Source organism: Sutcliffiella horikoshii, assembly GCF_002157855.1.
GTDB classification, from domain to species: domain Bacteria; phylum Bacillota; class Bacilli; order Bacillales; family Bacillaceae_I; genus Sutcliffiella_A; species Sutcliffiella_A horikoshii_C.
Genome location: NZ_CP020880.1, coordinates 1,011,620 through 1,037,886 on the forward strand (window position 1 = coordinate 1,011,620; position 26,267 = coordinate 1,037,886).

A 26,267-nucleotide genomic window follows, 5' to 3' on the forward strand; every position below is an offset into this window, starting at 1 on the left:
GAGCTCGGATATGCTCTGTGGCTTTAAACGTGTTGTTGATCTTATTCTGTTAGCATGTTAATTCCGTTTTCCAGTTCTTTTAACACTTCAGGATCTTTTTCTGTTGCCTTATAATTTTGCAGGGATACTAAAGCTTGCTTATCTCCTATTCTTCCTACTGCCCAGGCTGCTGTTCCTCTAATTACTGGGCGAGGATCATTTTCTAACAGGCTTAGGAGATCAGGAATGGCGGAAGTATCTTTATAATGAGCCAAAGCGATAATGGCATTTCGTTGTATCGGCTTTTTCCCACGCCAGGAGCCGGAGATCTTACCAAAGTTCTCTTTGAATTCTCTGTTGGAGATGGTCAGGAGAGGTTTTAGCTTCGGTTTTACGATTTCTGGATCAGGCTCCATTTCAGGATGTAGATGAAAGTCTTTACCTTTATTTTCAGGACACACTGTCTGGCAGGTATCACAACCATAGAGCCTGTTTCCTAATTTTGTTCGGTATTCTTCTGCAAGGAAACCTTTTGTTTGTGTTAGGAAGGCAATGCATTTATTGGAATCGAGTTGTCCACCTTGAACGAGTGCCCCTGTCGGACAGACTTCCACACATTTATTACAGGTCCCACAGTTATCTTCTAGAGGCGTATCTGGTTCAAAGGGTAATGTAGTAATCATTTCACCCAAATACACATAGGAACCAAATTCAGGCGTTATAATGGCACAGTTCTTTCCGCTCCAACCGATACCAGCACGTTCAGCAACTGCTCTGTCACTTAGTTCCCCGGTATCTACCATGGATTTCATTAGAGCGTCTGGACGTTTTTCTTTTATGAACGCTTCTAACAATCTGAGTTTCTCTCGTAAAATATCATGATAGTCCACTCCCCATGAAGCGCGGCAAAATATCCCTCGTCGCTCTTCACGAGTGCTTCTTGGGGCGTCTTTCATTTTGGAGGGATATGCAAGAGCAATGGCAATAATGCTTTTCGCTTTTGGCACTATGAGCTCAGGGTTAGTACGTTTTTTAATATCAGGTTCCTCAAACCCTGATTGATAGTTAAGCTCCTGTTGAGTGATTAGCCTTTCTTTAAGACCAGTAAACACTCCAGCGCTTGCAAATCCAATCTTATCAATTCCTATTTGTTTACTATAGGCGATTAATTCTTCTTTTAGTTTGATGTTTTCCTCATTCAATGTGAACACCTCCTTTATTGTTTTTCAGCCAACCTATATTTTAACATATTTTTAGGAAGTATTATTTTGTTTGATATATCTAATTATATCCAAAATGCAAGCTGGAGCTAAAAGGTATATGATACAATTACCATATTAATGAAATGAAAGGGTGTTTGTTGTGAAAGTGACAGTTAGGGATGACGTTAAAAGTAAGCTACCGTCTTCAAAATACGGCATTATTCATTATAAAGATATTATAGTGGGAGCATCACCTCAAATGTTAAAAGGAAGAATACGTCTTTTCCAAGAATCGCTTCACTTAGATTTAGAAGATAAGGATATGAAAGATATTCCTGGGGTCGCTGAGTGGCGTTCTGTATTCAAGGAAACAGGGACAGATCCATCTAGATATCGCCCAGCCATTGAGGCGTTGTACCGTAGGGTGAAAAAAGGACAATTCCTAGAACCATTTAATTCCGCAGTGGATTTGAATAACTTCTTTTCGATGAAATATGAAATACCATTTGGAATTTATGATGCTGACAAGATTAGTGGCGATGTAACGATTGCAGTGGGAGATGAGACGGCAAGCTATGAGGGTTTGAATGGACGGGAAATTAAGCTATCTCAGATGCTTCACACTCGTGATGGTGAAGGTTCATTTGGAAGTCCATTTGTTGATAGTCGTAGGACAGCAATTTCAGAGGAAAGCATTTCTGCGTTGCATGTTGTCTATTTTAAGCCTTCTATGCGTAAGGAGGAATGTGAAGAAATGCTTGCGGCGATTAGCGAAATGTTTCTACAGGTTCATGGTGGAACGAGCGAGTATTGGGTTTTGGATTAAAAGTAGGTAATTAGGTTTGCCTGCTTTTAAATATTTTTGTGATGGGAGTGTTGTGGATGAGTTTTATGTTGAAGGAGCGTATGGAGTCAGAGGAGCTTATGTTATTAAGGTTGCTGAAGGCCCGCGGCGGATTAGTGGATGATAGTCGATTTTGGAATCTGGAAAAAGGTTACCAAGGAGAGATGCTGTTCGATAAATGGTTTTCTGGTGTAGATGGGGAGTGGATTGTTGTAAATGATTTGCTGTTGGAACACGGAGGAAGTTTGTTTCAAATTGACTCCCTTGTAATAGGCGGAGATCGGGTGTACTTGTTTGAAGTGAAGAATTTTGAAGGGGATTTCTTACTTGAAAAAGACAGGTGGTATTCCGGCAGTAAAGAAATTAAAGATCCCTTATCACAAATGCAACGATGCGAAACCGCGTTAAGACAACTCCTCAGCAGCCTCGGATATCAACTCCCCATAGAATCTAGCCTCATATTTATTAACCCCGAGTTTACCCTTTTTAATTGCTCACCTAAATTACCAATTATATTTTGGTCCCAGTTAAATCGATTTTGCCATAAATTATTGAAGCAATCTGCCAGTTCAGGAAAGTTACATGCACGTCACTCTCGCTTGGCTGAGAAGTTATGCGAATTGCATATGGAGAAGTCGCCCTATGAACGGCTGCCCGAGTATAGGTATGAGGAGTTGCGGAAGGGGATTGTTTGTGTTGGGTGTGGGGGGATGGGGGTTCGCCATCATTATAGAATGATTGAGTGTGAAAGTTGTGGAAGTAAGGAAGCTTTGGATACGGCTTTGTTAAGGTCTATAAATGAGTGTCGTAGTTTGTTTCCACAAATAAAAATCTCTACAAAGATCATTCATGATTGGATTGGGGAAACTGTTTCTAAGAAAGTAATTCAAAGGGTTTTGCAAATTAACTTTTCATTAATTGGATATGGAAAATCGGCTAATTATGTAAAGGAGACGCAAAGATTAATAAGAACTGATATAAAAGCTTGATAATTTAAAATTTGGTGACTCCAGGGGTTAGCCAAAAGGTGGAAACATTGTCTTCGTATGAGCCGAATGACTCCCTCTGTAAGAGGAAAGTATAGAACATTGTCCTCGTATGAAATGAATGACTCCCTCAGCCAGTGAAAAGTGGGAAACATTGTCCTCGTACGAGCTGAATAACTCCCTCAGCCAGTGAAAATTGGGAAGCATTGTCCTCGTACGAGCTGAATGACTCCCTCACCCATTGAAAGTAGGGAAACATTGTCCTCGTACGAGACAAATGCTTCGGAGCCAACCCCTAGTTACCCAAAAACCTTCTAACAAAGATCCAACCCCAACCCCTAGTTACCCAAAAACCTTCTAACAAAGATCCAACCCCAACCCCTAGTTACCCAAAACCTTCTAACAAAGATCCAACCCCAACCCCTAGTTACCCAAAACCTTCTAACAAGATCCAACCCCAACCCCCAGTTACCCAAAACCTTCTAACAAAAACCCAACCCAAAATCCCAAAACCACTTCCCAAAAAACAAAACAAAAATCCCTCACACAATTCCCAAGCCCCCCACATAAACATATCTACAAGGAACATTACCCAGAGGAAGGGGCAAGCCTATGAGAGATAAGCTGAAAGAACATATTCAGAATCGCCTTGATACTTATGTTTACAAAAGCAAGCAAACGAGTAGAACAATTATGAACGATGTCACCATAAAACGAAAACAAGATGCACATATACGCAGGGGAGCGGAGATAGTTAAGTGCAGTGCGACGGCGAGGATTCATTCAATTCATGAGGATGAACAGCAGCGGGAGGCCACTGTTTTTTACGAGATTCACGTTCGGTATCTAATAAAGCAAAGAGAGAAGTTGTATCTAGAGGAAGAAGCAGATCAGCGTTACTCTGAATGGATGGATGGTGAACTTATACAAGACTTCTCCATTCAGGATGAGGGGGATCGGACTTCACCTCGGTTTATTCCGCCACAAGAGGAGGATGAAGAACAGGAGCCATTGCGTTTTAAATATAGTCGGGTGGAAGCAGTTAGGTATGCGGAGCAATATTGGAACAGCCATAATCCTCAGTTTAAAAAGTTTGAGGTAAATTGTACAAATTATATTTCGCAGTGTTTGTATGCTGGTGGGGCGCCGATGGTTGGGTATCCGAAGAAATCTGGTGGTTGGTGGATGCGTAATAATGATTGGAGTTATACGTGGGCAGTGGCGCATGCCCTCAGGTGGTATTTGCCAAGCGCAAAGCAAGGTCTGAAAGCGAAAGAAGTAAGCAATGTGTCGCAGCTGATGCCTGGTGATGTAATCTGTTATGATTTTGAGGGGGATGGTCGTTTTGATCATAATACGATTGTGGTTGCAAAGGATGAGAATGGGGAGCCATTAGTGAATGCCAACACGTATAACTCGCGGATGAGGTATTGGAAATATGAAGATTCCACTGCGTATACCCCGAATATTAAATATAAATTTTTCCACGTCTTAGACCGTTAGTAGATACTTGATTCCAATGCGATAAAAAGGTATTGTTGTATAGGATGAAAGTGAAAGAAATATGAGGTGACGATTGTGGGATTACATGTGGTATTATATCAGCCAGAGATTCCAGCTAATACAGGAAATATTGCTAGAACTTGTGCAGCTACGAACACAACATTGCATTTGATCAGACCGCTTGGCTTTTCGACGGACGATAAGATGTTGAAGCGTGCGGGACTTGATTATTGGGAATTTGTGAATGTGGTTTATTATGATTCTTTGGATGAGTTGTTTGAAAAAAATAAAGAAGCGGAATTCTTCTATATTACGAAGTTTGGGATGAAGCCGCATACTTCATTTGATTACAGCAACTTGGATAAGGACTACTTCTTTGTGTTTGGAAGAGAGACGACAGGTTTACCAAAAGATTTGATTCAGAGTAACTTGGATCAGTGTTTGCGTTTGCCGATGACGAAGAATGTAAGGTCGTTGAATTTGTCCAATACGGCAGCGATATTAATATATGAAGCATTGCGCCAACAGGATTATCCGAATCTTTCTATAGAGTTTCCGGAAGAATAAAGAGAAGCCCTCTACCTTTCAAGCAAAAGTTGAAAGATGGAGGGCTTCTTTATTTATGCGATTTACTTTTTGCGTGTGCCTGGGCGCTCGTTATAGCCAGCAGTGAAGATAGCTGTAAGGAATGCAATACATACGCCTAAGATTAAGAATCCAGATGTACCCATGTTTGGTTCCTCCTTATGTAGGTTTAGTTCATGTAAGCATACTATCTATATTATAGCCCAATGGACGAGTTATGTGAATGAAATCTGTGGATAATTTTTGACAGTGTTATTTTTTAACTCCCTGTTGCCTTCCGTTCCGGGTGTTCGCTTTTCGAGGGGTGGTGTTTTACCTTCCCCGGCTACGCCTGTGGGGTCTCAACCTACCGCTACATCCCTCCAGAGTCTCACATCTTGCACTTCAGGTAACAGGGGGAAATCTTACATTCATTTATATACGTACAAACTTTTAAAAAAAGCATGTTTCACTCCCACAGCGCATAGAGTATATTAATCACGCAATCACGACTCTTGAAGCTGTAATAAAAGGGGAGGTCCTTATGGATATTTTACGTAAAATTGAAAAGTATCGGGAAGAAGAACAGAGGCTGAAGTGGGAAGGAACCTTCGGGCAGTACTTGGAGATTTTGAAAGAAGAACCATGGGTAGCTCAATCCGCACATTCACGGGTTTACAATATGATTAAAGATGCTGGGGTAGAAGAGGTCAATGGGCAGCGGAAGTATAATTTCTTTAGCAATGCCCTTTTTGGTTTAGAAGAAGCGTTGGAGCGGTTGGTGGAGGAGTATTTCCATCCGGCTGCGAAAAGATTGGATGTTAGAAAGAGGATCTTATTATTAATGGGGCCTGTAAGTGGAGGGAAATCCACGCTCGTCACCATCCTTAAACGCGGACTTGAGCAGTACACACATACGGATAGAGGAGCGGTCTATGCCATTAAGGGCTGCCCGATGCATGAGGATCCGCTGCATTTAATTCCGCACCATTTACGAGAGGATTTTCACAATGAGTATGGTGTTAGGATTGAAGGGAATCTGTCGCCTTTAAATATGATGAGGCTTGAAAAGGAATATGGGGGCAGAATTGAAGATGTGCTGGTGGAGCGCATTTTTCTATCAGAAAATCAGCGTGTCGGGATTGGTACATTCAGTCCGTCTGATCCGAAATCACAGGATATTGCTGACTTGACTGGAAGCATCGACTTCTCGACGATTGCAGAGTTCGGTTCTGAGTCTGATCCACGTGCATATCGTTTTGACGGGGAGCTGAACAAGGCGAACCGCGGGATGATGGAGTTCCAGGAGATGTTGAAATGTGATGAGAAGTTCTTGTGGCATCTATTATCCTTGACGCAAGAAGGAAATTTCAAAGCAGGACGATTCGCTTTAATTAGTGCGGATGAGCTCATTGTCGCGCATACGAATGAAACGGAGTATCGCTCTTTCATCTCCAATAAAAAGAATGAAGCCTTGCATTCGCGTATTATCGTGATGCCGGTTCCATATAACTTAAGGCTTTCTGAGGAAGAGAGAATTTATGAAAAGATGATCAATGAGAGTGATGTGGCAAATGTCCATATTGCGCCGCATACGCTTAGGGTTGCTGCGATGTTTACGATTCTGACCAGATTGAAAGAAGCCAAACGTGGCGATATTGACCTTGTGAAGAAAATGCGCCTGTATGATGGGGAATCTGTGGAAGGCTTCAACTCTGTGGATGTTCAAGAGCTCAAGAAAGAGTATGCTGATGAAGGGATGAGCGGAATTGATCCACGTTATGTGATCAACCGGATTTCGTCCACCATCATTCGCAAAGAAATTCCGTCCATTAATGCGCTTGATGTTCTGCGTTCTTTAAAAGAAGGGCTGGATCAGCATGCTTCTATATCTAATGAAGATAGAGAGAGATTCTTAAACTTCATTTCAGTAGCGAGAAAAGAATATGATAATATTGCGAAGAAAGAAGTTCAGAAAGCATTTGTGTATTCGTATGAAGAGTCTGCGAAGACATTGATGGATAACTATCTGGATAATGTCGAGGCATATTGTAATAAAGCGAAACTCAGAGATCCTCTTACTGGGGAAGAGATGAGTGCGGATGAGAAATTGATGCGTTCTATTGAGGAGCAGATTGGTATTTCTGAAAACGCGAAGAAGGCATTCCGCGAAGAGATCCTTATTAGAATTTCTGCTTATGCGCGAAAAGGGAAGCGATTTGACTACAACTCCCATGAGCGCTTAAGGGAAGCAATCCAGAAGAAGCTGTTTGCAGATCTGAAGGATGTAGTGAAGATCACGACTTCTTCCAAGACTCCGGATGAAACTCAGCTGAAGAAAATAAATGAAGTGGTAGCGCGCTTGATTGATGAACATGGCTATAACTCCACTTCAGCCAATGATCTACTAAGGTATGTAGGTAGTTTATTAAACAGGTAACAGGTTGGCAGCGGTAATGATTCCCGCTGCTTTTTTCCATGTATAGGTTTGTAAATTCAAAATAAGGGGAAATTATTAGTAAGAGGTGATTACAATGAGTAAAGAAAAAACCTATGAAAATACAATGGCACCAAATGAAAAAGAAATGGAAAAGCTGGCAAAGGAAATGGAGCAGCTGAAGGAAAATAAAACCGACAGAGAGCGTAGTCCTAAGCAGCATAATAACAACTCGGAAAATGAAAAAGAATAATCATACCTTCCAGTAATTTTGGGAGGTTTTTTTGTTGTATATAAAGATATTCATCGTATAGTACGACCATCTATCAGCATAAGATTATTATTACTAACAATCGATTACACGCTTGTCTCATTTATAGAAATGCGAGCCTAATTATCCAAATAATCTGTCAATTATTTGAGATATGTGCATAGGATAGAGTAACCAACCCTAATTGTCGCAAAGGTTGGATTCATTAAATTTCACCAAGATATTTTATGAAAATAGTGATGAAAAGGTTCCTAGAAACGTAAAATGAATTAAATAGGGAGGGATATCGATGACAATGTCAGATGATACGAATTTTGTAGTGTCCAAAGAGGATTGGTCCCTCCATCGAAAAGGCCACGACGACCAAAAACGCCATCAGGAAAAGGTCCAGGAGGCTATCAAAAATAACTTACCAGATCTTATTACTGAAGAAAACATTGTAATGTCCAATGGCAGAGAGGTCGTTAAGATCCCAATCAGGTCTCTAGATGAGTACAGAATTCGTTATAATTATGACAAAAACAAACATGTTGGCCAAGGAGATGGAGACAGTCAGGTAGGGGATGTTGTTGCCAGGGACGGGTCGGGTCAGCAGAAGGGTCCAGGTAAGGGGCAAGGAGCGGGTGATCAGGCTGGAGAGGACTATTATGAGGCTGAAGTGTCCTTAATGGATCTTGAAGCGGCACTTTTCAACCAGCTTGAGCTGCCGAACTTGCAGCAAAAAGAGCGAGATGAGAATATCATTGAGCACTATGAATTTAATGATATCAGACGCACAGGTCTTATGGGGAATATAGATAAAAAACGTACGATGATGTCCGCCTATAAGCGGAACGCGATGACAGGTACGGCAAGCTTCCATCCAATCTATCAGGAAGATCTTAAATTTAAAACCTGGAATGAAGTGGTGAAGCCGGATTCCAAAGCAGTAGTACTGATGATGATGGATACGAGCGGATCAATGGGGATGTGGGAGAAATATATGGCGCGTAGCTTTTTCTTTTGGATGACGCGATTCCTTAGAACAAAGTACGAGACAGTGGATATTGAATTTATTGCTCACCATACCGAGGCGAAAGTTGTAAGTGAAGAGGATTTCTTTTCAAAGGGAGAAAGTGGAGGGACGATTTGTTCATCCGCCTACCGGAAAGCTCTGGAGCTAATCGATTCAAAGTACAATCCTACTCGGTTCAATATTTATCCTTTCCACTTTTCGGACGGTGATAATCTGACTTCTGACAATCAGCGTTGTGTAAAATTGGTAGCGGAACTGATGAAAGTTTCCAATATGTTCGGGTACGGGGAAGTCAATCAGTATAACAGGCATTCCACACTAATGTCGGCTTATAAGAATGTTAGTGACGAGAAGTTCAGGCATTACATTTTGAAGCAAAAACCAGATGTCTTCCATGCGATGAGGGAGTTTTTCAAAAAGGAGCAAAATAAAAAGTTTGCTTAACTAAAACCAGCCGAGGGGCTGGTTTTTCTTATGGTATAGCTAGAATGTTGGAGAGAGCTTTAGCTCGATTTAGTTATAATAGTCTTTTTCGCTTTTCCACCCGAAAGATTGATAGAAAGCGGAACAGCATGAAACAAGCACATAGGAATGTGGAAGTGATAAAACTTACCCAGATTGCACCTAAATGTCCTGTGCTTGAAGAAGACAAAATGCTTAAAAAGATTGCAATGGCTGAGGTTGATGGAACAAAACTTGAAAGGCGATCACGGCTAAATATCATCCACAATATTGGTGATATCAAGGCTGCATAGATACTACCAAAAAAGAATAATAACTCAATAAAAGTAGGAGATATAATAATCACAACTAAATAGAGAAACAAACACTGCATCCCTGTTATCCAAAAAGATAAATGCCATTTATGTTGGTCACTTAAGGGAATCAATTCACTTATTGCGTTTTTCACCGTAAATACTGTCGTTGCATGAAGTTCTGCATTTAGAGTGGAAGAAATGGCACTAAAACAAAATAATAGAAATATTGCAATTAGAAAAGAAGAGTTTATGTTATAAACAAGTTGAAAAAGTAAAATTTTTACATCTTGGAAACTTCCACTGTAGACAACCACTAACAACAAAGAAGATAAAGACAAAGGAATGGTTGCCCATATCAAGCCAGTTAAGGTGAAAATGGTACGAATTCTGGACTGTTTTAACATATAGACTCTTTGCCAGGTTGCTCTATCGATTAAGACCTGTCCAAAACCAATAAAGATCCCAGTAATTACAAAGAAAAATGTATCTATATTTTTCCAAAAAAGTAAGTAGGGATGGTAGAGTTGAACACCCTCATATACTGGGTACACGCCATTTTGTATATAAAAATAAACAGGTATTAAGATGATGGCTGCAAATATGAAGGTAATGCTTATACCGGCAAATTGATGGATTCGTTGCACGCCTCCAAGTCCTGCGATAATAAAACAGAATGAGAAGAAAAAGAATAAGCTTATATATATGGGAACAGGGAATATTAGAGAGAAAAGAATAGCTGCGCCTGTTGCTTGTACGAACATGGAATCCATCCCTGTTATAAGCAAAAGCAGTATGGTATACCAGTATCCAAACGGATTTGTCTTTTCCTTTAGCAGATCACCTATGGTTTGATGCTTGGGGTAGCGCTTTCTTATATAAGTAGCGATAAATCCAAAAAGGATAAATGCGAAGGCGCCCATTAAAGAGTAACCGAGTCCACCTAAAATTCCATATTTAATAAGAGCTTCGGGGGATGATAGGATGGTGTTGCCAGTAACCCATCTAGAAAGCAAAGTAACAATACCAAATCCGATGCCAAGTTGTATTGTTCCCAGTATGTAAACAGAATAGTTCTTTTTGATCATTAATTAGTAACCTCAACTTTATATTCGCGTGGTGTCTTTCCATAATATTTTTTAAACTGTTGACTGAAGTAGTGCTGGCTGTTAAATCCACATTCTTCCGCGATCGTGGAGATGTGAAAATTCGGGTTTTTAGCCATTAAACCTGCAGCAGTTTCTATTCTGTATTTGTTCAGGTATTCAGAGAACCCAATCCCTACCTCCTCCATGAACTTACGACTGAAATAGATAGGGCTCATATGTATCTTTGAAGAAAGATATGGCAGTGTGACCTTATCTTTAAATTCCTGATGAATGATGGATAAAGCCTGTTGTATTGATGGGCTGTAATTTCCCCGATGCTTGAATTTATTTAACACTTCAACCAATTCTTCTTCTATTACAGGCTTTGTCAAGTAATCTGCCACACCAAGTTTAATAGAGGTTTGTGCATATTCGAAGGTTTGAAAAGCTGTTACAATGATGAATTCCATATGTGTATGCTTAGTTTTTAATAGTTTGCCTAGTTCAAGACCATCTTTTCCCGGAAGGTGAATGTCTAGGAAGGATAGATCAATGTGCTGCTTTTCACAAATGTTTAATGCCTGTGCAGCATCAAACGCATGGTAGACATTCCATTTAGGATAATGTTTCTGGATAAGAAATGTTAGTTGTTCAATTTCTAGAGGTTCATCATCTACTAATATAATGTTCATTCTGCTTGGCCTCCTTTTTTAGATTGGTGAGATATGATACAGGCCATAAAACAACAGCGCGAGTCCCGTCGTGTTCATGGATCAGCTGAAAAGAAGCTTCTTCTTCTGGATACATATGGTGTAATCTACTTTTGATGTTAGTAAGGCCGTGTCCAGGGGCATCTTGATGATTGTTTAGATGTACACCTTCCGAACTGTTCCAAACCGTCAATAGTACATGGGAATTAGAGAGGGTTAATGTGATATTTAATTGTGCTTCACCTGGATATTTCTCAAAAGAATGCTTAAAAGCATTTTCTACAAGGGTTTGTATAAGAAAAGGTAGAATGGCCACTTGCTTTACTTGTTCTTCCATTTCAATTGTGTAGGTGAGACGTGATTGGAATCGTATTTTTTGAATCTCAAGATAATAACAGGAATATTCCAATTCTTCAGCCACAGTACAAATAGATTGATTGGACTTATACTTAACTTTTAAAAACTTGGAAAACACTTCGATTGCCCTTATCAATTCTCCCATTCTATTAAGCCTAGCAAGGCTTAGAATTGAATTGAGTGTATTAAAAAAGAAATGAGGTTGGATTTGTTGGTTTAATTGAAAATATTTAGCTTGCTGGAGTTCCTTTTCCAAAACTAATCTGTTTGCTTGATTTTCTAATAGGTCAATTCTTTTTTCAAAAATAAATAAAAACAATAAAGTAAAAGCTCCCACTAAAGGAGCAAGTACACACAACATTACATAAAGAGAAAAATCCTCTATCTGGAGCATGTAAGAGACCCCCTCGCGAAACAGAAAAGGGAGGTGAGAAAAAACCTCCGCTATTTCATTCTTTCTATTATTGTAATTCAAATCAACCAATTGTAAATGGTTATTATTTTACAAGATGACAGCTTACAAAATGTTGGTTGTTCCATTCTTTTAATGGAGGTTCTACCTTTTTACATATATCATTAGCCAAAGGGCATCGGGAATGAAATCTGCAACCCGTTGGTGGATCGATTGGGGAAGGAACATCTCCTTTAAGTACAATTTTTTCTTTTGTTGCATCTAAATCGGTTGTAGGAATAGCTGACAGCAGTGCTTGTGTATAGGGGTGCTGTGGCCTTTCAAAAATACTTTTCTTATCGGCTATCTCCACAATTTTTCCCAGGTACATGACCATGACCCTATCAGAAATATGCCGAACGACACTAAGGTCATGTGAAATGAACAAGTAAGTCAAGCCAAAGTCTTTTTGTAAATCCTTTAGTAGGTTCAGGATTTGCGCTTGAATGGAAACATCAAGTGCAGAAACGGCTTCATCACAAATGATCAATTTCGGATTTACTGCTAAAGCACGGGCAATACCAATACGCTGCCGCTGTCCACCACTGAATTCATGTGGATATCGATTCAATGCCTCTGCTGGCAAGCCTACACACTCGAGTAACTCAAGCATCCGCTCCATTCTCTTCTGCTTTGGAACCACATCCTGGATGGCCATGGCTTCATTCAATGTTTGTTTGATGGTTCTTCTTGGATTAAGTGAAGCAAATGGATCTTGGAAGATTACTTGTAAATCTGCTCGCACCTTTCTCATTTCTGTATTGGATATTCGAACAAGGTCTTTATCATTAAATACGATCTCTCCATCAGTCGGCTGTTCAAGGCGAAGGATAGACCGTCCCGTTGTCGATTTTCCACAACCTGATTCACCAACGATGCTTAATGTTTCCCCTTCCATCAGTTCAAAGGAAATATCGTCCACCGCTTTGACAAATGACTTTGGTTTGAAAAGCGATTCTTTTTTTATGGGAAAATATTGCTTGAGGTTTTTAACAGATAAAAGAACACGTTTTGTTTCTTTTTTTGTGACTAGCTCCATCATGCTGTCCCCTTTCTTATATAATGAATTTTTTCCACTCTTCTGTATAAATCCAACAGCGAACCTGTCCCTCTCCTGCTTCCGGAGCGCTCAATTCTGGTGCTTTTGTGTTGCATAGTGAAGTTGCGTGTGGACAGCGATTGGCAAACCGACATCCTTGTAGATGTGAAAAGGGACTTGGAACGTTACCGCTAATTGTTGGCAAATATTCTAGATCTTCATTTATCCTTGGCAAAGAGGATAATAGCCCTTGAGTATAGGGATGTTTAGGATTTCTAAAAATCTCTTCTTTAGAAGCATATTCTACAACGTTCCCAGCATACATAACGACTACAGTATCACAGGTTTCTGCCACCACTCCAAGGTCATGAGTAATCATCATGACCCCCATTCCAAGTTTTACTTGCAGTTCCTTAATTAGTTTGAGAATTTGTGCTTGAATGGTTACGTCCAATGCAGTGGTTGGTTCATCGGCGATGAGGACTTCAGGAGAGCAGGCAAGTGCCATGGCAATCATCACTCGCTGCCTCATACCGCCACTCAATTGAAATGGCTCTTGCTTTGCTCGTTTCTCAGGAGAAGGAATACCTACAAGACGAAGCATCTCCACCGCTTTTTTCCAGGCATCTTTTTTACTTAGTTTTTCATGGAGCCTAATGCCTTCTGCTATTTGTTCACCAACACTGATAACTGGATTAAGAGATGTCATCGGTTCCTGAAAAATCATGGAGATATCATTGCCGCGTATTTTCCTCAGTTGATTTTCAGTCATCTTCACTAGGTCCTGACCTTTATATAATATAGAGCCCTCCACTATTTTTCCGGGAGGGGAGGGGATCAGCCTCAAAATAGAAAGGGAAGTAATACTTTTCCCACAACCTGATTCCCCAACAATTCCTAAGGTCTCCCCTTTGTGTAAAACGAGATCCACCCCATCTACCGCTTTACTAGTTCCTTTATTTGAGAAAAAATGAGTTTTTAGTCCTTTTACTTCTAGTAGTTTTTCATTCATCTCATTTCACTCCTTTTAGTTTAATTCAATTCTTTTATTGAAAATGCGATAAAGTAAATCTACCAATAGATTAACAAGGACGAAAATAATAGAAGCAACAAGTACGCCACCTTGTACCATCGGCAAATCTCGCATTCTGATAGATTCTACAATCAATCTTCCCAGTCCGTTGATGGCAAATATCGATTCTGTTAGAACCGTACCCCCAAGCAATGCTCCAAATTGGAGTCCTACTACGGTGATGACAGGAATTAAAGCATTTCTCAAAGCATGTTTAGAAATGATAATTTGTTCACGAAGTCCTTTTGCACGCGCAGTTCTAATGTAATCCTGCCGTATGACTTCGAGCATACTTGATCTGGTCATCCTCGCAACTATTGCAGCACCTCCAGCACCAAGTGTAATGGCGGGAAGGATGATGTGTTGCCAACTATCCCAGCCTGCTACCGGAAGGATTTGAAGTTTGACGGAGAATATATACATAAGCATAAGGCCAAACCAAAAACTTGGTATGGAGATCCCGATGAGGGCAATCAACATGACTGACAAATCAGAGACGGAATAAGGTCTGATCGCGGAAATGATTCCTGCTGCCATTCCTAATACGATAGTTATGAGGATACTGAAAAGAGCCAATTCCATCGTAATAGGGAGTCTTACCAAGATTTCATCTAATACTGGTTTATTATTTTTAATGGATACTCCAAGATCTCCCTTGAAAATGTTCGTTAAGTAATCAAAGTACTGGATATATAGCGGTTGATTTAACCCCAATTGAGTCCTTATCTCTTCTATTGTTTCTTTTGAAGCTCCTTCACCTGCCAAGAGAACAGCTGGATCTCCAGGGACCATCTGCATAATTAAAAAGACAACCAAAGTTACGCCTATTAGTACGGGAATCATTTGAACTAATCGTTTTATTAAAAAAGAAATCATCCTTTTACCTCCTCTTTTATTTCATTCTTGGGTCTAAAGCATCGCGAAGGCCATCTCCGAAAATGTTAAAGCCTAAAACTAGTATAGAAATTGCAAGTCCCGGAAATAGGGCCATATATGGTGCGCTAAATAAGAAATCCCTTCCACTGCTAAGCATGGTTCCCCATTCAGGCGAAGGTGGCTGAGCTCCAAGACCTAAAAAGGACAACCCTGCTGCTGATAAAATGGCAGTGGCCAATCTTAACGACCCCTGTACGATGATTGGGGAGAGAATATTAGGGAGTATATGAATAAAAATAATAGTTATATCCCTTGCTCCCAACGAACGGATCGCATCAATATATTCTAGCTTCTTGACTTCCAATGTAGAGCCCCTAACTATGCGGGCAAATAATGGAACAGAGAATACTCCCACGGCAATGGTCACGTTTATTAAACTGGGACCTAATGCGCTGATAATAGCCAAAGCCAATAGAATACCTGGAAAAGCAAGCATCACATCAATTATTCTCATAACAATGGAGTCAACCCACCTGCCGTAGTAACCTGCAACCAATCCAAGCACAATTCCAAATACCGCCCCGAATAGTACAGAAGCAAAACCGACACCCATTGATAAGCGGGAACCATAAATAATTCTGCTGAGTATATCCCTTCCTTTATCGTCCGTTCCCATCCAATGGTCTATGGAGGGGGACTGCATGCGATTATCTAAATTAATTTCATATGGATCATAAGGTGCCAACCAAGGTGCGAATGCAGCGACTGCCAAATAAAATAAAATGATGATTCCACCTGCCACTGCTGCTTTGTTCCTTGATAGTTTATAGATGATGTCCTTCCATTTTTCTAACCGAGGATTACTCGTTTCCTCTGCAAGAATTGTTTCTCCCGTCTTTACTTGAACTTCCATTTAATGTCCTCCCTTACAAGTGTTGTGTTTAAAATTATCAAAATTTCAAACAAAGTAAATAATTTTAAAGTAAGATGTCAAAATATTTTAAAAACAAGTAAATATTCTGAAAATAAATTACAAATCTTTTTTTTATAATGCAACTATGCACGAAATTCAAGAGTTTCAATGGAGGGGAAGATTGAAATGGGAAAGAACAGAATGTTAAGAAGTTTAATCATGTTTTTTGTATTTGCCTTTATGGTTTCAGTTATGGGTGCTTGTTCAACGTCTTCGAACAGTTCCAATGGTTCTGAGAACGGTGCCCGGTCGGAAGAAAAGGGTGGAAGCTTAATTATCGCGCGTCTTTCGGATGCCACCAGGTTAGACCCACACTTTATAACAGACATACCTTCTGCCAATATCATCTATCAAAAAGTATATGAAACGCTGGTAGTGCCGAATCAGGATATGGAGATAGAACCATTGCTTGCTACAGAATGGAAACAACTTGATGAGATAACATGGGAGTTTTCATTAAAAGAAGGAGTGAAATTTCATGATGGGACTCCTTTTAATGCAGAAGCGGTGAAAGTAACATTCGAGCGTGTTTTAGATCCAGAAACAGGTTCACCTCAGCGTGAAAAATTATCGATGATTAAGGAGATTGAAGTATTGGACGAGTATACCGTGCGTATGCACCTTGATTACCCATATGCACCGTTGCTATCCATCCTTGCAAGTAATGAGGGCAGCATCATCTCCCCTAAAGCGATTAAAGAGAATGAGGAATCATTATCCCAACATCCAGTAGGAACAGGGCCATTTATTTTTGAATCTTGGAATACCGGTCAGGATATAACGTTAATTAAGAATCCGTCATATTGGGGGCAAGAGCCAAATCTAGAGGAAGTGATTTTTAAAGTGGTACCTGAAGATGCAACGAGGCTTGCATTGATTGAAACAGGAGAAGCTCATGTTTCTGATCAGGTTCCAGTAACAGAACTAGATCGTATTGAGAATTCGAATTCTATGAGCTTATATCGTACAGAGGGACTTGGAGTTGAATATATAGGCTTCAATGTAGAGAGTAAGGTAGTGAATGATGTGCGTGTCCGAAAAGCGATCAGTCACGCTATTGAAAGAGAAGCTATTCTAAAAGGTGTTTATAACAAAGTTGGCACGTTAGCAAATTCAGCTATGAGTCCAAAAGTATTTGGTTACAGCGAAAATATCAAGGCATATGAATACGACATAAATAAAGCAAAAAAATTCCTGAAAGAAGCAGGCTATAAGGATGGTTTATCACTGAACTTGCTTACTAGCGATAGGAAAGAACGCATTAATATGGCAGAAGTGATACAGTCCCAATTAAAAGGGATAGGAGTGGATGTTTCTATTCAAGTATTGGAATATGGGGCATATTTAGAAATGATTGATAAAGGTGACCATGACTTGTTTATTGGTGGATGGGGTAATGCAACAGGTGATGGAGATTATAACCAATACAATCTTTTCCATACAGCATCACAAGGACCACCAGGCAACCATTTTTATTACAGCAATGAAGAAGTAGATAATATTATTGAAAAAGCCAGGGAAGAAATGGATCAGGAAAAACGTAAAGTACTATATGAGAAAGCGATGCAGATTCAAATGGATGATGCCGTGTATGTGCCGATAAGAAACTATGAACATTTGGCTGTCTATACAAAAGGGGTAGAAGGAATTTGGTTAAATGCTTCTAATTACATTATGCTAAACGACGTCACCATTAAGTAGAGGGGGAAAGATATGAGATCGACCATCATATTAATGTTAGCATTGCTTTTAATTATCAGTGGGTGTTCCACTTCTAGCAGTCAAATGGAGACTTCCGAAAAGGATAAACTGACGGTCGTCCGTTTATCAGATGCCACCAAGCTTGACCCACACTTCATTACAGATATTTCAAGTGCTAATATCCTTTATCAAAAAGTTTATGAAACGCTTGTTGTGCCAGACTTGGACATGAAGCCCCAGCCAGGTTTGGCCAAAGAATGGGAACAAATTGATGATGTCACTTGGGAATTTACTTTAAGGGAAGGCGTTTATTTCCATGATGGGACGGTATTCAATGCCGACGCTGTAAAGGCAACATTTGATAGATTGCTTGATCCTAAAACAGCATCCCCGCAAGCTGAAAAACTAGGGATGATTGATGACATAGAGATTGTCGATGAATATACAGTTCGTTTTCATCTATCAGCAGCATATGCCCCACTGCTGTCCATACTAAGTGCGAATGAGGGAAGTATCATCAGTCCAAAAGCGCTCTCAGAGAATCCAAAGAAACTTTGGGAACACCCAGTAGGCACAGGGCCATTCGCCTTTGATTATTGGAAGCCAGGACAGGAAATATCCATAAAGAAAAATGAGAAATACTGGGGAGATAAGCCAAAGATTAATCAGGTTGTGTTTAAAGTGGTTCCGGAAGATACCACTAGGCTCGCCATGATAGAAACAGGAGAAGCGCATGTTAATGATCAGGTTCCCATTACAGAGATTGAAAGAATAGCAGCTTCGGAAACACTGAATCTGTACCGGGCAGATGGATTAGGAATAGAATTTCTTGGCTTTAACGTTCAAAAAGCACCATTTGATCAATTGGAGGTTCGAAAAGCGATAACGCAGGCTATTGACAGAAAGGCAGTTCTAAAAGGTGTCTTCCAGAACTCTGGAATGCTTGCCAATTCTCCAATGAGTCCGAAGGTATTTGGATACAGTGATGACGTTAAACCTTATGACTATGATTTAGAGAATGCCAAAGCTTTATTGCAAGAGGCTGGATTAGAAGGACTGAAGGTCACCATTACCACCAATGATCGCAAAGAGCGAATAAATGTAGCAGAAGTCGTACAATCTCAACTGAAGAAAATAGGGATCAATGCGGAAGTGGAAGTATTAGAATGGGGAGCGTATATAGAAGCATTAAATAATGGCGAACACGAAATGTTCGTTGGTGGATGGGGAAATGCTACGGGAGACGGAGATTACAATCAATTTAATGTATTCCACTCCTCTTCGCATGGGGGGGCAGGTAACCATACCTATTACAATAACCCTGAAGTTGATAGAATCATAGAGGATGCTAGAAAGGAAATAGATGATGAATCACGAAAAAACCTATATGAACAAGCTATGAAACTGGAGATGGAAGATGCAGCTATGATTCCGCTCAGATATTACGAGCATCTTGCTGTCTATCATAAAGATGTAGAGGGACTTGTAATCAGCCCTGTTAACTACATCCTTCTCAATGAAATCACTATAAAATAATGACATGGTTAGGGCCTAGTAACTAGGCCCTCCAACTAGGAGGAAAAGAGATGAATAGAAACAGTTATTGGCTGAAGAATGTGCGAATAGAAGTGGGGTTTGAACAAGAGGATAATCGCTTGAAAACATTGACTGAAATGGTTCACTTAAAAGTAGTAGAAGGGAAAATTGCTGCAATATCCAAGGAGCAGCCCAAAGATAACCTCCCTGAAAAGGACGCGAAAGGATTACTTCTGCTTCCTTCTTTAAAAGAAATGCATATTCATATCGATAAAACATACTATGGAGGTCCATGGAAAGCTTGCACACCAATAACTAACGGTATTTTTACAAGAATTGAAGAAGAAAAAAAACTACTTCCACAGCAATTGGCGACAGCACAGGAAAGAGCTGAGAAAGTAATTGAATTATACCTAAAGCACGGCCATTCCCATATACGAACACATTGTAATATTGATCCTTCCATCGGATTGAAGAACTTAGAGGCCACATTGAATGCTGTAAATAAATACAAAGATGAGATGACATTTGAAATTGTCGCCTTTCCTCAGCACGGATTATTGCGAAGTGAAGTGGCACCTTTAGTAAAGGAAGCAATGGAAATGGGGGCTACACATGTCGGTGGGGTGGACCCGGCGACGATAGACAGGAATATCGAAAAATCACTCGATACCATCTTTGATATTGCAGTCCAGTCCGGTTCATCAGTAGATGTTCATATTCATGATCCGAACAGCCTTGGCGCTTTCACTTTTGAGCGGATGGCTCATTATACAAAACAAGCCGGCCTTCAGGGCAGAACGACCATCAGTCATGCCATCGCTTTAGGGGACTTGGAGACCATCCAGCTTGAGGAAACTGTAAAGATGTTAGTAGATAACAAAATTGATGTGACCACCACTGTTCCCATTAACCGCCCGACCATTCCAATCCCCTTATTAACCCAAATGGGGCTGATCGTTTCTCTAGGGCATGACAGTATTACAGACCATTGGTCACCTTTTGGTACTGCCAACACCATTGAAAAAATGTGCGTACTCGCAGAACGGTTCAGACTTGTTGATGAAAAATCTCTATCCTCTTTAGTTCAATATGGAACAGGGGGAATCAACTCACTAAGTGCTGCAGGTGAGAGACTATGGCCAAAGATTGGAGACGATGCTTCCATGATATTAGTTGATGCAAGTTGTTCAGCAGAAGCGGTTGCAAGGCGTACAGATGTCAAGGCCCTTTTCTATAAAGGCAAAGAAGTGAACCGGTTGGGAATGGAAAAACAATCTATAGCAAAATAAAAGTGGAGGGATAGTAAATGAAAGAGACATTTTGGCTAGTCAATATAAAATTAGAAACAGGCTTCAGTATCTTAGAAAATGGAGCACATAAAACGGAGACATCCTTATTTTCCATAAAAATCGAAGAAGGTATCTTCAAGGAAATCCAAGAACAGCCTTTTGATATACCATCTGGAGAGGTCAAAAAAGATGCAACGGGTCTACTAGCCCTTCCTTCTTTCAAGGAGATGCACAATCATCTGGATAAGACATATCTTTCATTTGATTGGAAGGCACCCATCCCTGTAAAGAACCTGAAAGAAAGACTTCATTATGAAGCCCTTGAATTAGGGGAACTTGCCCCAACCACAAAGCAGCGTGCAAGTAAAATGATAGAGATGATTCTTAGCAAAGGATCGACACATATACGCACACATGTAAATATCGATCCTTACATCGGGCTTAAAAACCTGGAAGGGGTAAAAGAAGCCCTAGAAGAATATAAGGATTACCTCAGTTATGAGATTGTTGCCTTTCCCCAACATGGGATGTTGGAGCAAAAAGAGGTCATTCCACTAATGAAGGAGGCAATGCGAACGGGAGCAACGATTGTAGGTGGATTAGACCCTGCGGGAATTGATAAGAATATTGAAAAATCACTATATGAAACAATGAACTTGGCTGAGGAGTTTAATGCAGAAATCGATATTCACTTGCATGACCATGGACACGTCGGGTTTTATACAATTGATAAATTAGTAGAGATGGTAGAAGAGGCAAAATGGAAAAATCGCGCAGCAGTCAGCCATGCTTTCAGTCTAGGTGATGTCCCTGAAACACAAGCACGTGAAATGGCAGAGTATCTTGGGGAAAATGGTGTGGCCATCATGTCAACCATTCCTATTAATCGTGTCATTCCACCAATAGATTTACTTGATCAGTTTAACGTTCCTGTTTTTTTAGGATGTGATGGCTTCTTCGATTCATGGGGCCCATTTGGGAACGGGGATGTTTTAGAAAAGGTAAAACGTTACTGTGAAAGAACAAAGCGAATAGATGAGAAAGCGCTAGCTTATTCCCTAAAGTGGGCTACCGGCGGCCGGACCACTCTTTCGGCAAGTGGGGAAATGCAATGGCCAAAAGTGGGAGATGAGGCGTCCCTAGTTCTGATGGATGCATCGTGTTCGGCTGAAGCGATAGCCAGGCTTCCAAAAAGAAAGTCCGTTTATTTTAAAGGCAAGGAAGTTTACCATAATGCGTTCCATTTACAATATAGGTAATTTGTCAATTCCCACAGAAATGTGGGAATTTTTCTTAGGGGGCATGGAAGATGGCAAAAGCATATAGTTTATTATTGTTTTGTGTTCTGGTCTGGGGAAGTAACTTTGTAATCGGCAAGCTATTATTAGAAAGTTTTTCCCCTGGATTTACTACATTTGCTCGGTTCTTAGCCATTGTTCTTGCTTTGTATATATACGGGAAATGGAAAGGTATCTCTTTTTATTTTCCTAAATTAACCAAGAAGGATTTGCTTGTCTTTGTTTTGTTAAGTACTGTGGGGGTTTTTATTAATCAATGGAGCTTCTTTATAGGATTACAACATGCGGACTCCACATCTGCAGCAGTGATATTAGCCATGACACCCTTGATAACTTGTATTCTTGCTGCCATTTTCCTTCATGAAGTGTTTACAAAAAATATGGCTATCGGTTTGATAGTTGCTGCAATAGGAGGATTTATCGTGGTCGGAAGCGGGTATGATGGAACCTTTTTAAAGGTTGAAAAAGGATTATGGTGGATTGCAATAACTATGGTGACATTCTCTTTGTTGATTATACTAACAAGATTATTGTCTAAAAGAATGGAGACATTCCCCCTTACTTTTCACTCTAATGTACTGGCTTTCATCATTTCCATTCCATTTGCTGTATTAGAGCAGGAAAAGACGATAACTGCAGCTCCTGGAGCATGGGTTCTTTTAATAGTTACGGCAATTATTGTACATGGTTTCTGTAACCTTATCTGGAACAAGCAAATAAAGTATATAAATGCATCGAAAGCGTCAACCTTGACAAACTTAGAACCATTTGTAGCGATGATATTAGGTTTCTTTCTTCTTAGTAAACCCATACTGATCACTCAAGTAATAGGAGCCATCTTCATTGTTTGTGGTGTTATATTGTCTAACAAGAAGAGGAGCAGAAGATATGCAATTACTTAAAGGAAGGATCTTTTTCAAGCCAATCTACCAGCCGAGGGGCTGGTTTTTCTTATGAGACAAAAGGAGGAATAGATGGGGTAAAAAGCGAAGTATTAACTATGAGAAAATAGTGATTTCTTGTTGGTAGGGGCGTTGGTATGTTTGAAAATGTTGGGCATGTTTTATATCATGTTTTAATTATTTTGTTTCCAATTTTATTTTATTATCAGTTTTTAAATAAAGGCGCATTGGTCTTAACAAAAAAAATTAATTATAGATTTTTGTTTATTATGTTGGTCATGGTCATTTGTACGATGTCTTTTCCAATCGAAGTAACAGAGGGTTCTAATTATGATCAAAAGCTGATACCTGTCATTTTGTCATTTTTGTATGGTGGATTAGTAACAGGGGCTATCGTCGTGGTGTCCATGCTTTATTATTTATACATAATCGGTGACAGCAATATAATGGTTATGGTGATAAATTACTTTATTCTATCAGCAATCCTGTTGATATTCCGGAATAGATACTCAAGTTTAAGCTTAAACAAGAAAGTTTCTATCGTTTCCTTCTTATTTTTGTTGATAACTTCAACCAGGGCTATCCGATTATTTTACCTGAATGAGGAGAAGGAGATTTTCTTAAATGTGCTTGTTTCCATCATAACCTGGATTTCTTTAGTAACGGCTATTATGATTATTGAAAATTTGAATATGCAGATGCAATTGCAGCATGAATTGCAACGTTCAGAGAAGCTTAAAGTGGTAAGTGAGCTTGCAGCATCGGTGGCACATGAAGTCAGGAATCCAATGACATCTACACGTGGCTTTCTTCAGTTGATGAGTCAAGATGATAATTTAAATGGTTCCCAAAAAAGATATATTGATATCTCGATTGAGGAGTTAGACCGGGCACAATCCATTATTCAGGACTATCTTTCACTGGCCAAGCCCAATAAATTGGGGATGGACAGAATCAATGTATCCAAGGAGTTGGAGCAGGTCGTCCAGCTCATGTCCACCTATACGACTCTTAATAACACGAGCATTCGTCATGAGATAGAAGATGAATTGTATATTAAGGCAAATAAAGATGAAATGAAGCAGGTACTGATTAACTTGATCAAAAACGGTATTGAAGCTATTGATAAGGATGGAACGGTGACGGTTAAGGCTTCTAGCAGGAGAGGTATGGTTTTAATAGAGGTCATGGATGATGGTGTGGGGATGACGCCGCAACAGGTGGAAAGATTGGGAACACCTTTTTATTCTACTAAGGATAAGGGGACCGGCATTGGTTTGACGATCTCTTTTCAAATTATTGAATTGTTGCAAGGGAAAATTGAAGTCACAAGTGAGGTAGGAAAAGGAAGCATTTTTACTATTAAGTTACCAATGGAAACTAGTGAAAACAGCTAGTTTCTTTTTTTATGCTGAGCATAAACCGCTGTTGATTTCCGCAAATGGCTTCGCTTTCCTAGGGGCTGACGAGAGCCTCCTTCGGCTACGCCTGCGGGGTCTCCACCTAGCGCTATCTCCCTCAGGAGTCTTCGCCTTTTGCTCCAATCAACAGCTATAAAACTTACAAATTTCAAGATACCACTTTAACATGAAAAAACCCCCGACTATCGCTAGTCGGGGGTCATTTTAATTAGTTAAGCTTCACACCGTGGAAGTAAGGAGTACCACTGAAGTCTACGAATAGACCATTAGCACCGTTTGTTCCATAGATGAAGTCAGGATGTTGCAAGTAAACCATTGGAGCTTCGTCTACAAGGATCTCAGAGATCTCTTTGTAAGCTTCGTCACGCTTCGCTTGATCAGTCTCAGAACGAGCTAGGTCAAGTAACTCATCCACGCGGTCGTTTGCGTAGAATGAACGGTTACCAGGAGCACCGAAAGCAGAAGAGTGGAATAAAGCGTATAAACCGTAGTCAGCGTCAGCTGTTACAGTAGTCCAACCTAAGATGAATAGTTCGTGCTCACCAGCGCCAGTTTTCTCTAGGAAAGCACCCCATTCGATTGTTTCGATGTTAACTTTGATTCCAATTTGGCTTAACTGATCTTGAGCAAGTAATGCGATGTCCGCACGCTCTTTAGATCCTTCGTTTACGAATAAAGTTGTTTCAAAACCATCTTCAAATCCAGCTTCAGCAAGTAGTGCTTTAGCAGCTTCTACATCATAACCAAGTGGCTCAAGATCTTGGTAGTTACCAACAACTGTAGGAGCAAGAGGTCCTACGGCAGGTACACCTTGACCGTCAAGGATACCGTCAACGATATCGTTTTTGTTGATAGCCATGGAGATAGCTTGACGTACTTCTTTAATATTGAAAGGTTCTTTTTCCATGTTGAATCCTAAGTAGTCCATACGAGTACCGCGAACACGTGTTAACTCGATTCCAGCACTTTCCATACCTTCTACACGAGCAACATCAGAAGCACCAACTTGGATAACGTGAGCTTCACCAGCTTCAAGTTGTGCTACACGAGTAGACTGCTCAGCATTTACTACGAATTTAACGGAATCAAGAGCAGGAGCTCCGTTCCAGTAGTTTTCGTTTTTGTTTAAAACGATTTCAGCACCGCGGTTCCAAGATCCAAATACGAATGGACCAGTACCTACTGGGTTTTCGTCTACTTTTTTACCACCGTTGTTTTCTTCTTCAATAGCAGAAGGAGCAATGATAGAACCAGCGTTATGTGCTAAGTGAGCTGGTAGTGGAGCGAAAGGCTTTTCTGTTTTGAATTGAACAGTGTAGTCGTCTACTACAACTACTTCTGTGATCATGTTAAGTACTACTGCACGTGGAGATGCAAATTCAGGATCGATGATACGCTCGATCGTCATTTTTACAGCATCTGCAGTGAAATCAGTTCCGTCATGGAATTTAACGTCGTCGCGAAGTTTGAATTCCCAAGTAGTCTCATCTACAGCTTCCCAAGATTCAGCTAAAGAAGGAATGACAGTTCCGTCTGCTTCATATGCAGTTAAACGGTCGAATAATTGAGTTGTTACGTTAGTTGTTGCAGTATCGTTCATTCCGTGTGGATCAAGTGTAGGAGCATCAGATGGAACAACGTATACTAATTCTCCGCCTTCTTGTCCTGCAACATCTTCACCATCGCCGGATCCGGCATTAGTGTTTCCGTTTGTTGGTGTGCTGCTGTTACCGCCACTACATGCTGAAAGAACTAGCATAAGTGAAAGCAGAAGCAAGAAAAACACATTCTTTTTTGCTTTCATGTAAAATTACCCCCCTGAAGATTTGTTTTTTGTTACAAGATTGTAATCAATGGATAAGCCACGATTGTTTATTATCATAATTCAAAAACTGAAAATTCACAAGAGTTGTTTTACAAGAAATTTTAACAAATTTATTATTTTTGTAATAATTCCCGTAAAAAAATGAATTAATATTACGTTTTTGTTAATTT

At 40.1% G+C, this 26,267-nt stretch carries 22 protein-coding genes; 13 read left to right on the top strand and 9 right to left on the bottom strand.

Annotation, left to right across the window (positions count from 1 at the left end):
• Nucleotides 1-41: 41 nt before the first annotated feature.
• Nucleotides 42-1,181, bottom strand: a complete 1,140-nt coding sequence (gene queG / locus B4U37_RS05420; RefSeq protein ID WP_088017405.1) for a tRNA epoxyqueuosine(34) reductase QueG — start codon at nucleotides 1,179-1,181, stop codon at nucleotides 42-44.
• Nucleotides 1,182-1,341: 160 nt separating this feature from the next.
• Between queG and B4U37_RS05425 the strand changes: the two genes are divergently transcribed.
• From B4U37_RS05425 to yhbH, 7 genes are all read left to right on the top strand, one after another.
• Nucleotides 1,342-2,007, top strand: a complete 666-nt coding sequence (locus B4U37_RS05425) for a B3/B4 domain-containing protein (RefSeq protein WP_088017406.1) — start codon at nucleotides 1,342-1,344, stop codon at nucleotides 2,005-2,007.
• Between the two features lie 56 nt (nucleotides 2,008-2,063).
• A complete protein-coding gene (locus B4U37_RS05430) occupies nucleotides 2,064-3,014 on the top strand; it encodes a nuclease-related domain-containing protein (protein WP_157663721.1) in 951 nt (316 codons plus the stop codon).
• A gap of 609 nt (nucleotides 3,015-3,623) precedes the next feature.
• Nucleotides 3,624-4,514: an amidase domain-containing protein gene (locus B4U37_RS05435; protein WP_088017408.1), complete on the top strand. Its 891-nt coding sequence runs from the start codon at nucleotides 3,624-3,626 to the stop codon at nucleotides 4,512-4,514.
• Nucleotides 4,515-4,580: 66 nt separating this feature from the next.
• Nucleotides 4,581-5,081, top strand: a complete 501-nt coding sequence (gene trmL / locus B4U37_RS05440; RefSeq protein ID WP_088017409.1) for a tRNA (uridine(34)/cytosine(34)/5-carboxymethylaminomethyluridine(34)-2'-O)-methyltransferase TrmL — start codon at nucleotides 4,581-4,583, stop codon at nucleotides 5,079-5,081.
• A gap of 541 nt (nucleotides 5,082-5,622) precedes the next feature.
• The gene (locus B4U37_RS05445) at nucleotides 5,623-7,518 is read left to right on the top strand and encodes a PrkA family serine protein kinase (RefSeq protein WP_088017410.1); all 1,896 of its coding nucleotides are present in this window, start codon (nucleotides 5,623-5,625) and stop codon (nucleotides 7,516-7,518) included.
• A gap of 94 nt (nucleotides 7,519-7,612) precedes the next feature.
• On the top strand, nucleotides 7,613-7,768 hold the full coding sequence (locus tag B4U37_RS21875; protein ID WP_010198366.1) for a hypothetical protein: 156 nt from the start codon (nucleotides 7,613-7,615) through the stop codon (nucleotides 7,766-7,768).
• A 307-nt stretch (nucleotides 7,769-8,075) separates the two neighbouring features.
• Complete coding sequence (yhbH, locus tag B4U37_RS05450) at nucleotides 8,076-9,245, top strand: sporulation protein YhbH (RefSeq protein ID WP_088017411.1); 1,170 nt, start codon at nucleotides 8,076-8,078, stop codon at nucleotides 9,243-9,245.
• A gap of 73 nt (nucleotides 9,246-9,318) precedes the next feature.
• Here the strand turns inward: yhbH and B4U37_RS05455 are convergent, their stop codons facing one another.
• The 7 genes from B4U37_RS05455 to B4U37_RS05485 form a co-directional block, all read right to left on the bottom strand.
• The gene (locus B4U37_RS05455) at nucleotides 9,319-10,644 is read right to left on the bottom strand and encodes an SLC5/6 family protein (protein WP_088017412.1); all 1,326 of its coding nucleotides are present in this window, start codon (nucleotides 10,642-10,644) and stop codon (nucleotides 9,319-9,321) included.
• A complete protein-coding gene (locus tag B4U37_RS05460; protein WP_088017413.1) occupies nucleotides 10,644-11,336 on the bottom strand; it encodes a response regulator transcription factor in 693 nt (230 codons plus the stop codon). The genes B4U37_RS05455 and B4U37_RS05460 overlap by 1 nt, the downstream gene beginning before the upstream one ends.
• A complete protein-coding gene (locus tag B4U37_RS05465) occupies nucleotides 11,314-12,105 on the bottom strand; it encodes a sensor histidine kinase (protein WP_088017414.1) in 792 nt (263 codons plus the stop codon). The genes B4U37_RS05460 and B4U37_RS05465 overlap by 23 nt, the downstream gene beginning before the upstream one ends.
• A 103-nt stretch (nucleotides 12,106-12,208) precedes the next feature.
• Nucleotides 12,209-13,204: an ABC transporter ATP-binding protein gene (locus B4U37_RS05470; protein ID WP_088017415.1), complete on the bottom strand. Its 996-nt coding sequence runs from the start codon at nucleotides 13,202-13,204 to the stop codon at nucleotides 12,209-12,211.
• Nucleotides 13,205-13,217: 13 nt separating this feature from the next.
• Nucleotides 13,218-14,213 (bottom strand): ABC transporter ATP-binding protein, encoded by a 996-nt coding sequence (locus B4U37_RS05475; protein WP_088017416.1) that lies wholly within the window; start codon nucleotides 14,211-14,213, stop codon nucleotides 13,218-13,220.
• A 15-nt stretch (nucleotides 14,214-14,228) separates the two neighbouring features.
• The gene (gene nikB / locus B4U37_RS05480; protein ID WP_088017417.1) at nucleotides 14,229-15,149 is read right to left on the bottom strand and encodes a nickel ABC transporter permease; all 921 of its coding nucleotides are present in this window, start codon (nucleotides 15,147-15,149) and stop codon (nucleotides 14,229-14,231) included.
• 16 nt (nucleotides 15,150-15,165) lie between these two features.
• Entirely contained in the window at nucleotides 15,166-16,062 is an 897-nt protein-coding gene (locus tag B4U37_RS05485) for an ABC transporter permease (RefSeq protein WP_088017418.1), read from the bottom strand.
• 186 nt (nucleotides 16,063-16,248) lie between these two features.
• Here B4U37_RS05485 and B4U37_RS05490 point away from each other — a divergent pair, with 186 nt between their 5' ends.
• From B4U37_RS05490 to B4U37_RS05515, 6 genes are all read left to right on the top strand, one after another.
• Entirely contained in the window at nucleotides 16,249-17,823 is a 1,575-nt protein-coding gene (locus B4U37_RS05490) for a glutathione ABC transporter substrate-binding protein (RefSeq protein ID WP_157663722.1), read from the top strand.
• Nucleotides 17,824-17,835: 12 nt separating this feature from the next.
• Nucleotides 17,836-19,359, top strand: coding sequence for a glutathione ABC transporter substrate-binding protein (locus tag B4U37_RS05495; protein ID WP_088017419.1), 1,524 nt, complete (start codon nucleotides 17,836-17,838; stop codon nucleotides 19,357-19,359).
• A 50-nt stretch (nucleotides 19,360-19,409) separates the two neighbouring features.
• Complete coding sequence (locus B4U37_RS05500) at nucleotides 19,410-20,651, top strand: amidohydrolase (protein WP_088017420.1); 1,242 nt, start codon at nucleotides 19,410-19,412, stop codon at nucleotides 20,649-20,651.
• A 17-nt stretch (nucleotides 20,652-20,668) separates the two neighbouring features.
• Complete coding sequence (locus B4U37_RS05505; RefSeq protein WP_088017421.1) at nucleotides 20,669-21,910, top strand: amidohydrolase; 1,242 nt, start codon at nucleotides 20,669-20,671, stop codon at nucleotides 21,908-21,910.
• 50 nt (nucleotides 21,911-21,960) lie between these two features.
• Nucleotides 21,961-22,851, top strand: a complete 891-nt coding sequence (locus tag B4U37_RS05510) for a DMT family transporter (RefSeq protein WP_088017422.1) — start codon at nucleotides 21,961-21,963, stop codon at nucleotides 22,849-22,851.
• Nucleotides 22,852-22,988: 137 nt separating this feature from the next.
• Nucleotides 22,989-24,248 carry an ATP-binding protein gene (locus B4U37_RS05515; RefSeq protein ID WP_088017423.1) on the top strand — a complete coding sequence of 420 codons (1,260 nt, stop codon included), beginning with the start codon at nucleotides 22,989-22,991 and terminating at the stop codon, nucleotides 24,246-24,248.
• Between the two features lie 232 nt (nucleotides 24,249-24,480).
• On the opposite strand, the gene B4U37_RS05525 is transcribed toward B4U37_RS05515, so the two are convergent.
• Nucleotides 24,481-26,076, bottom strand: a complete 1,596-nt coding sequence (locus B4U37_RS05525; protein ID WP_088017425.1) for a glutathione ABC transporter substrate-binding protein — start codon at nucleotides 26,074-26,076, stop codon at nucleotides 24,481-24,483.
• Nucleotides 26,077-26,267 lie beyond the last annotated feature (191 nt).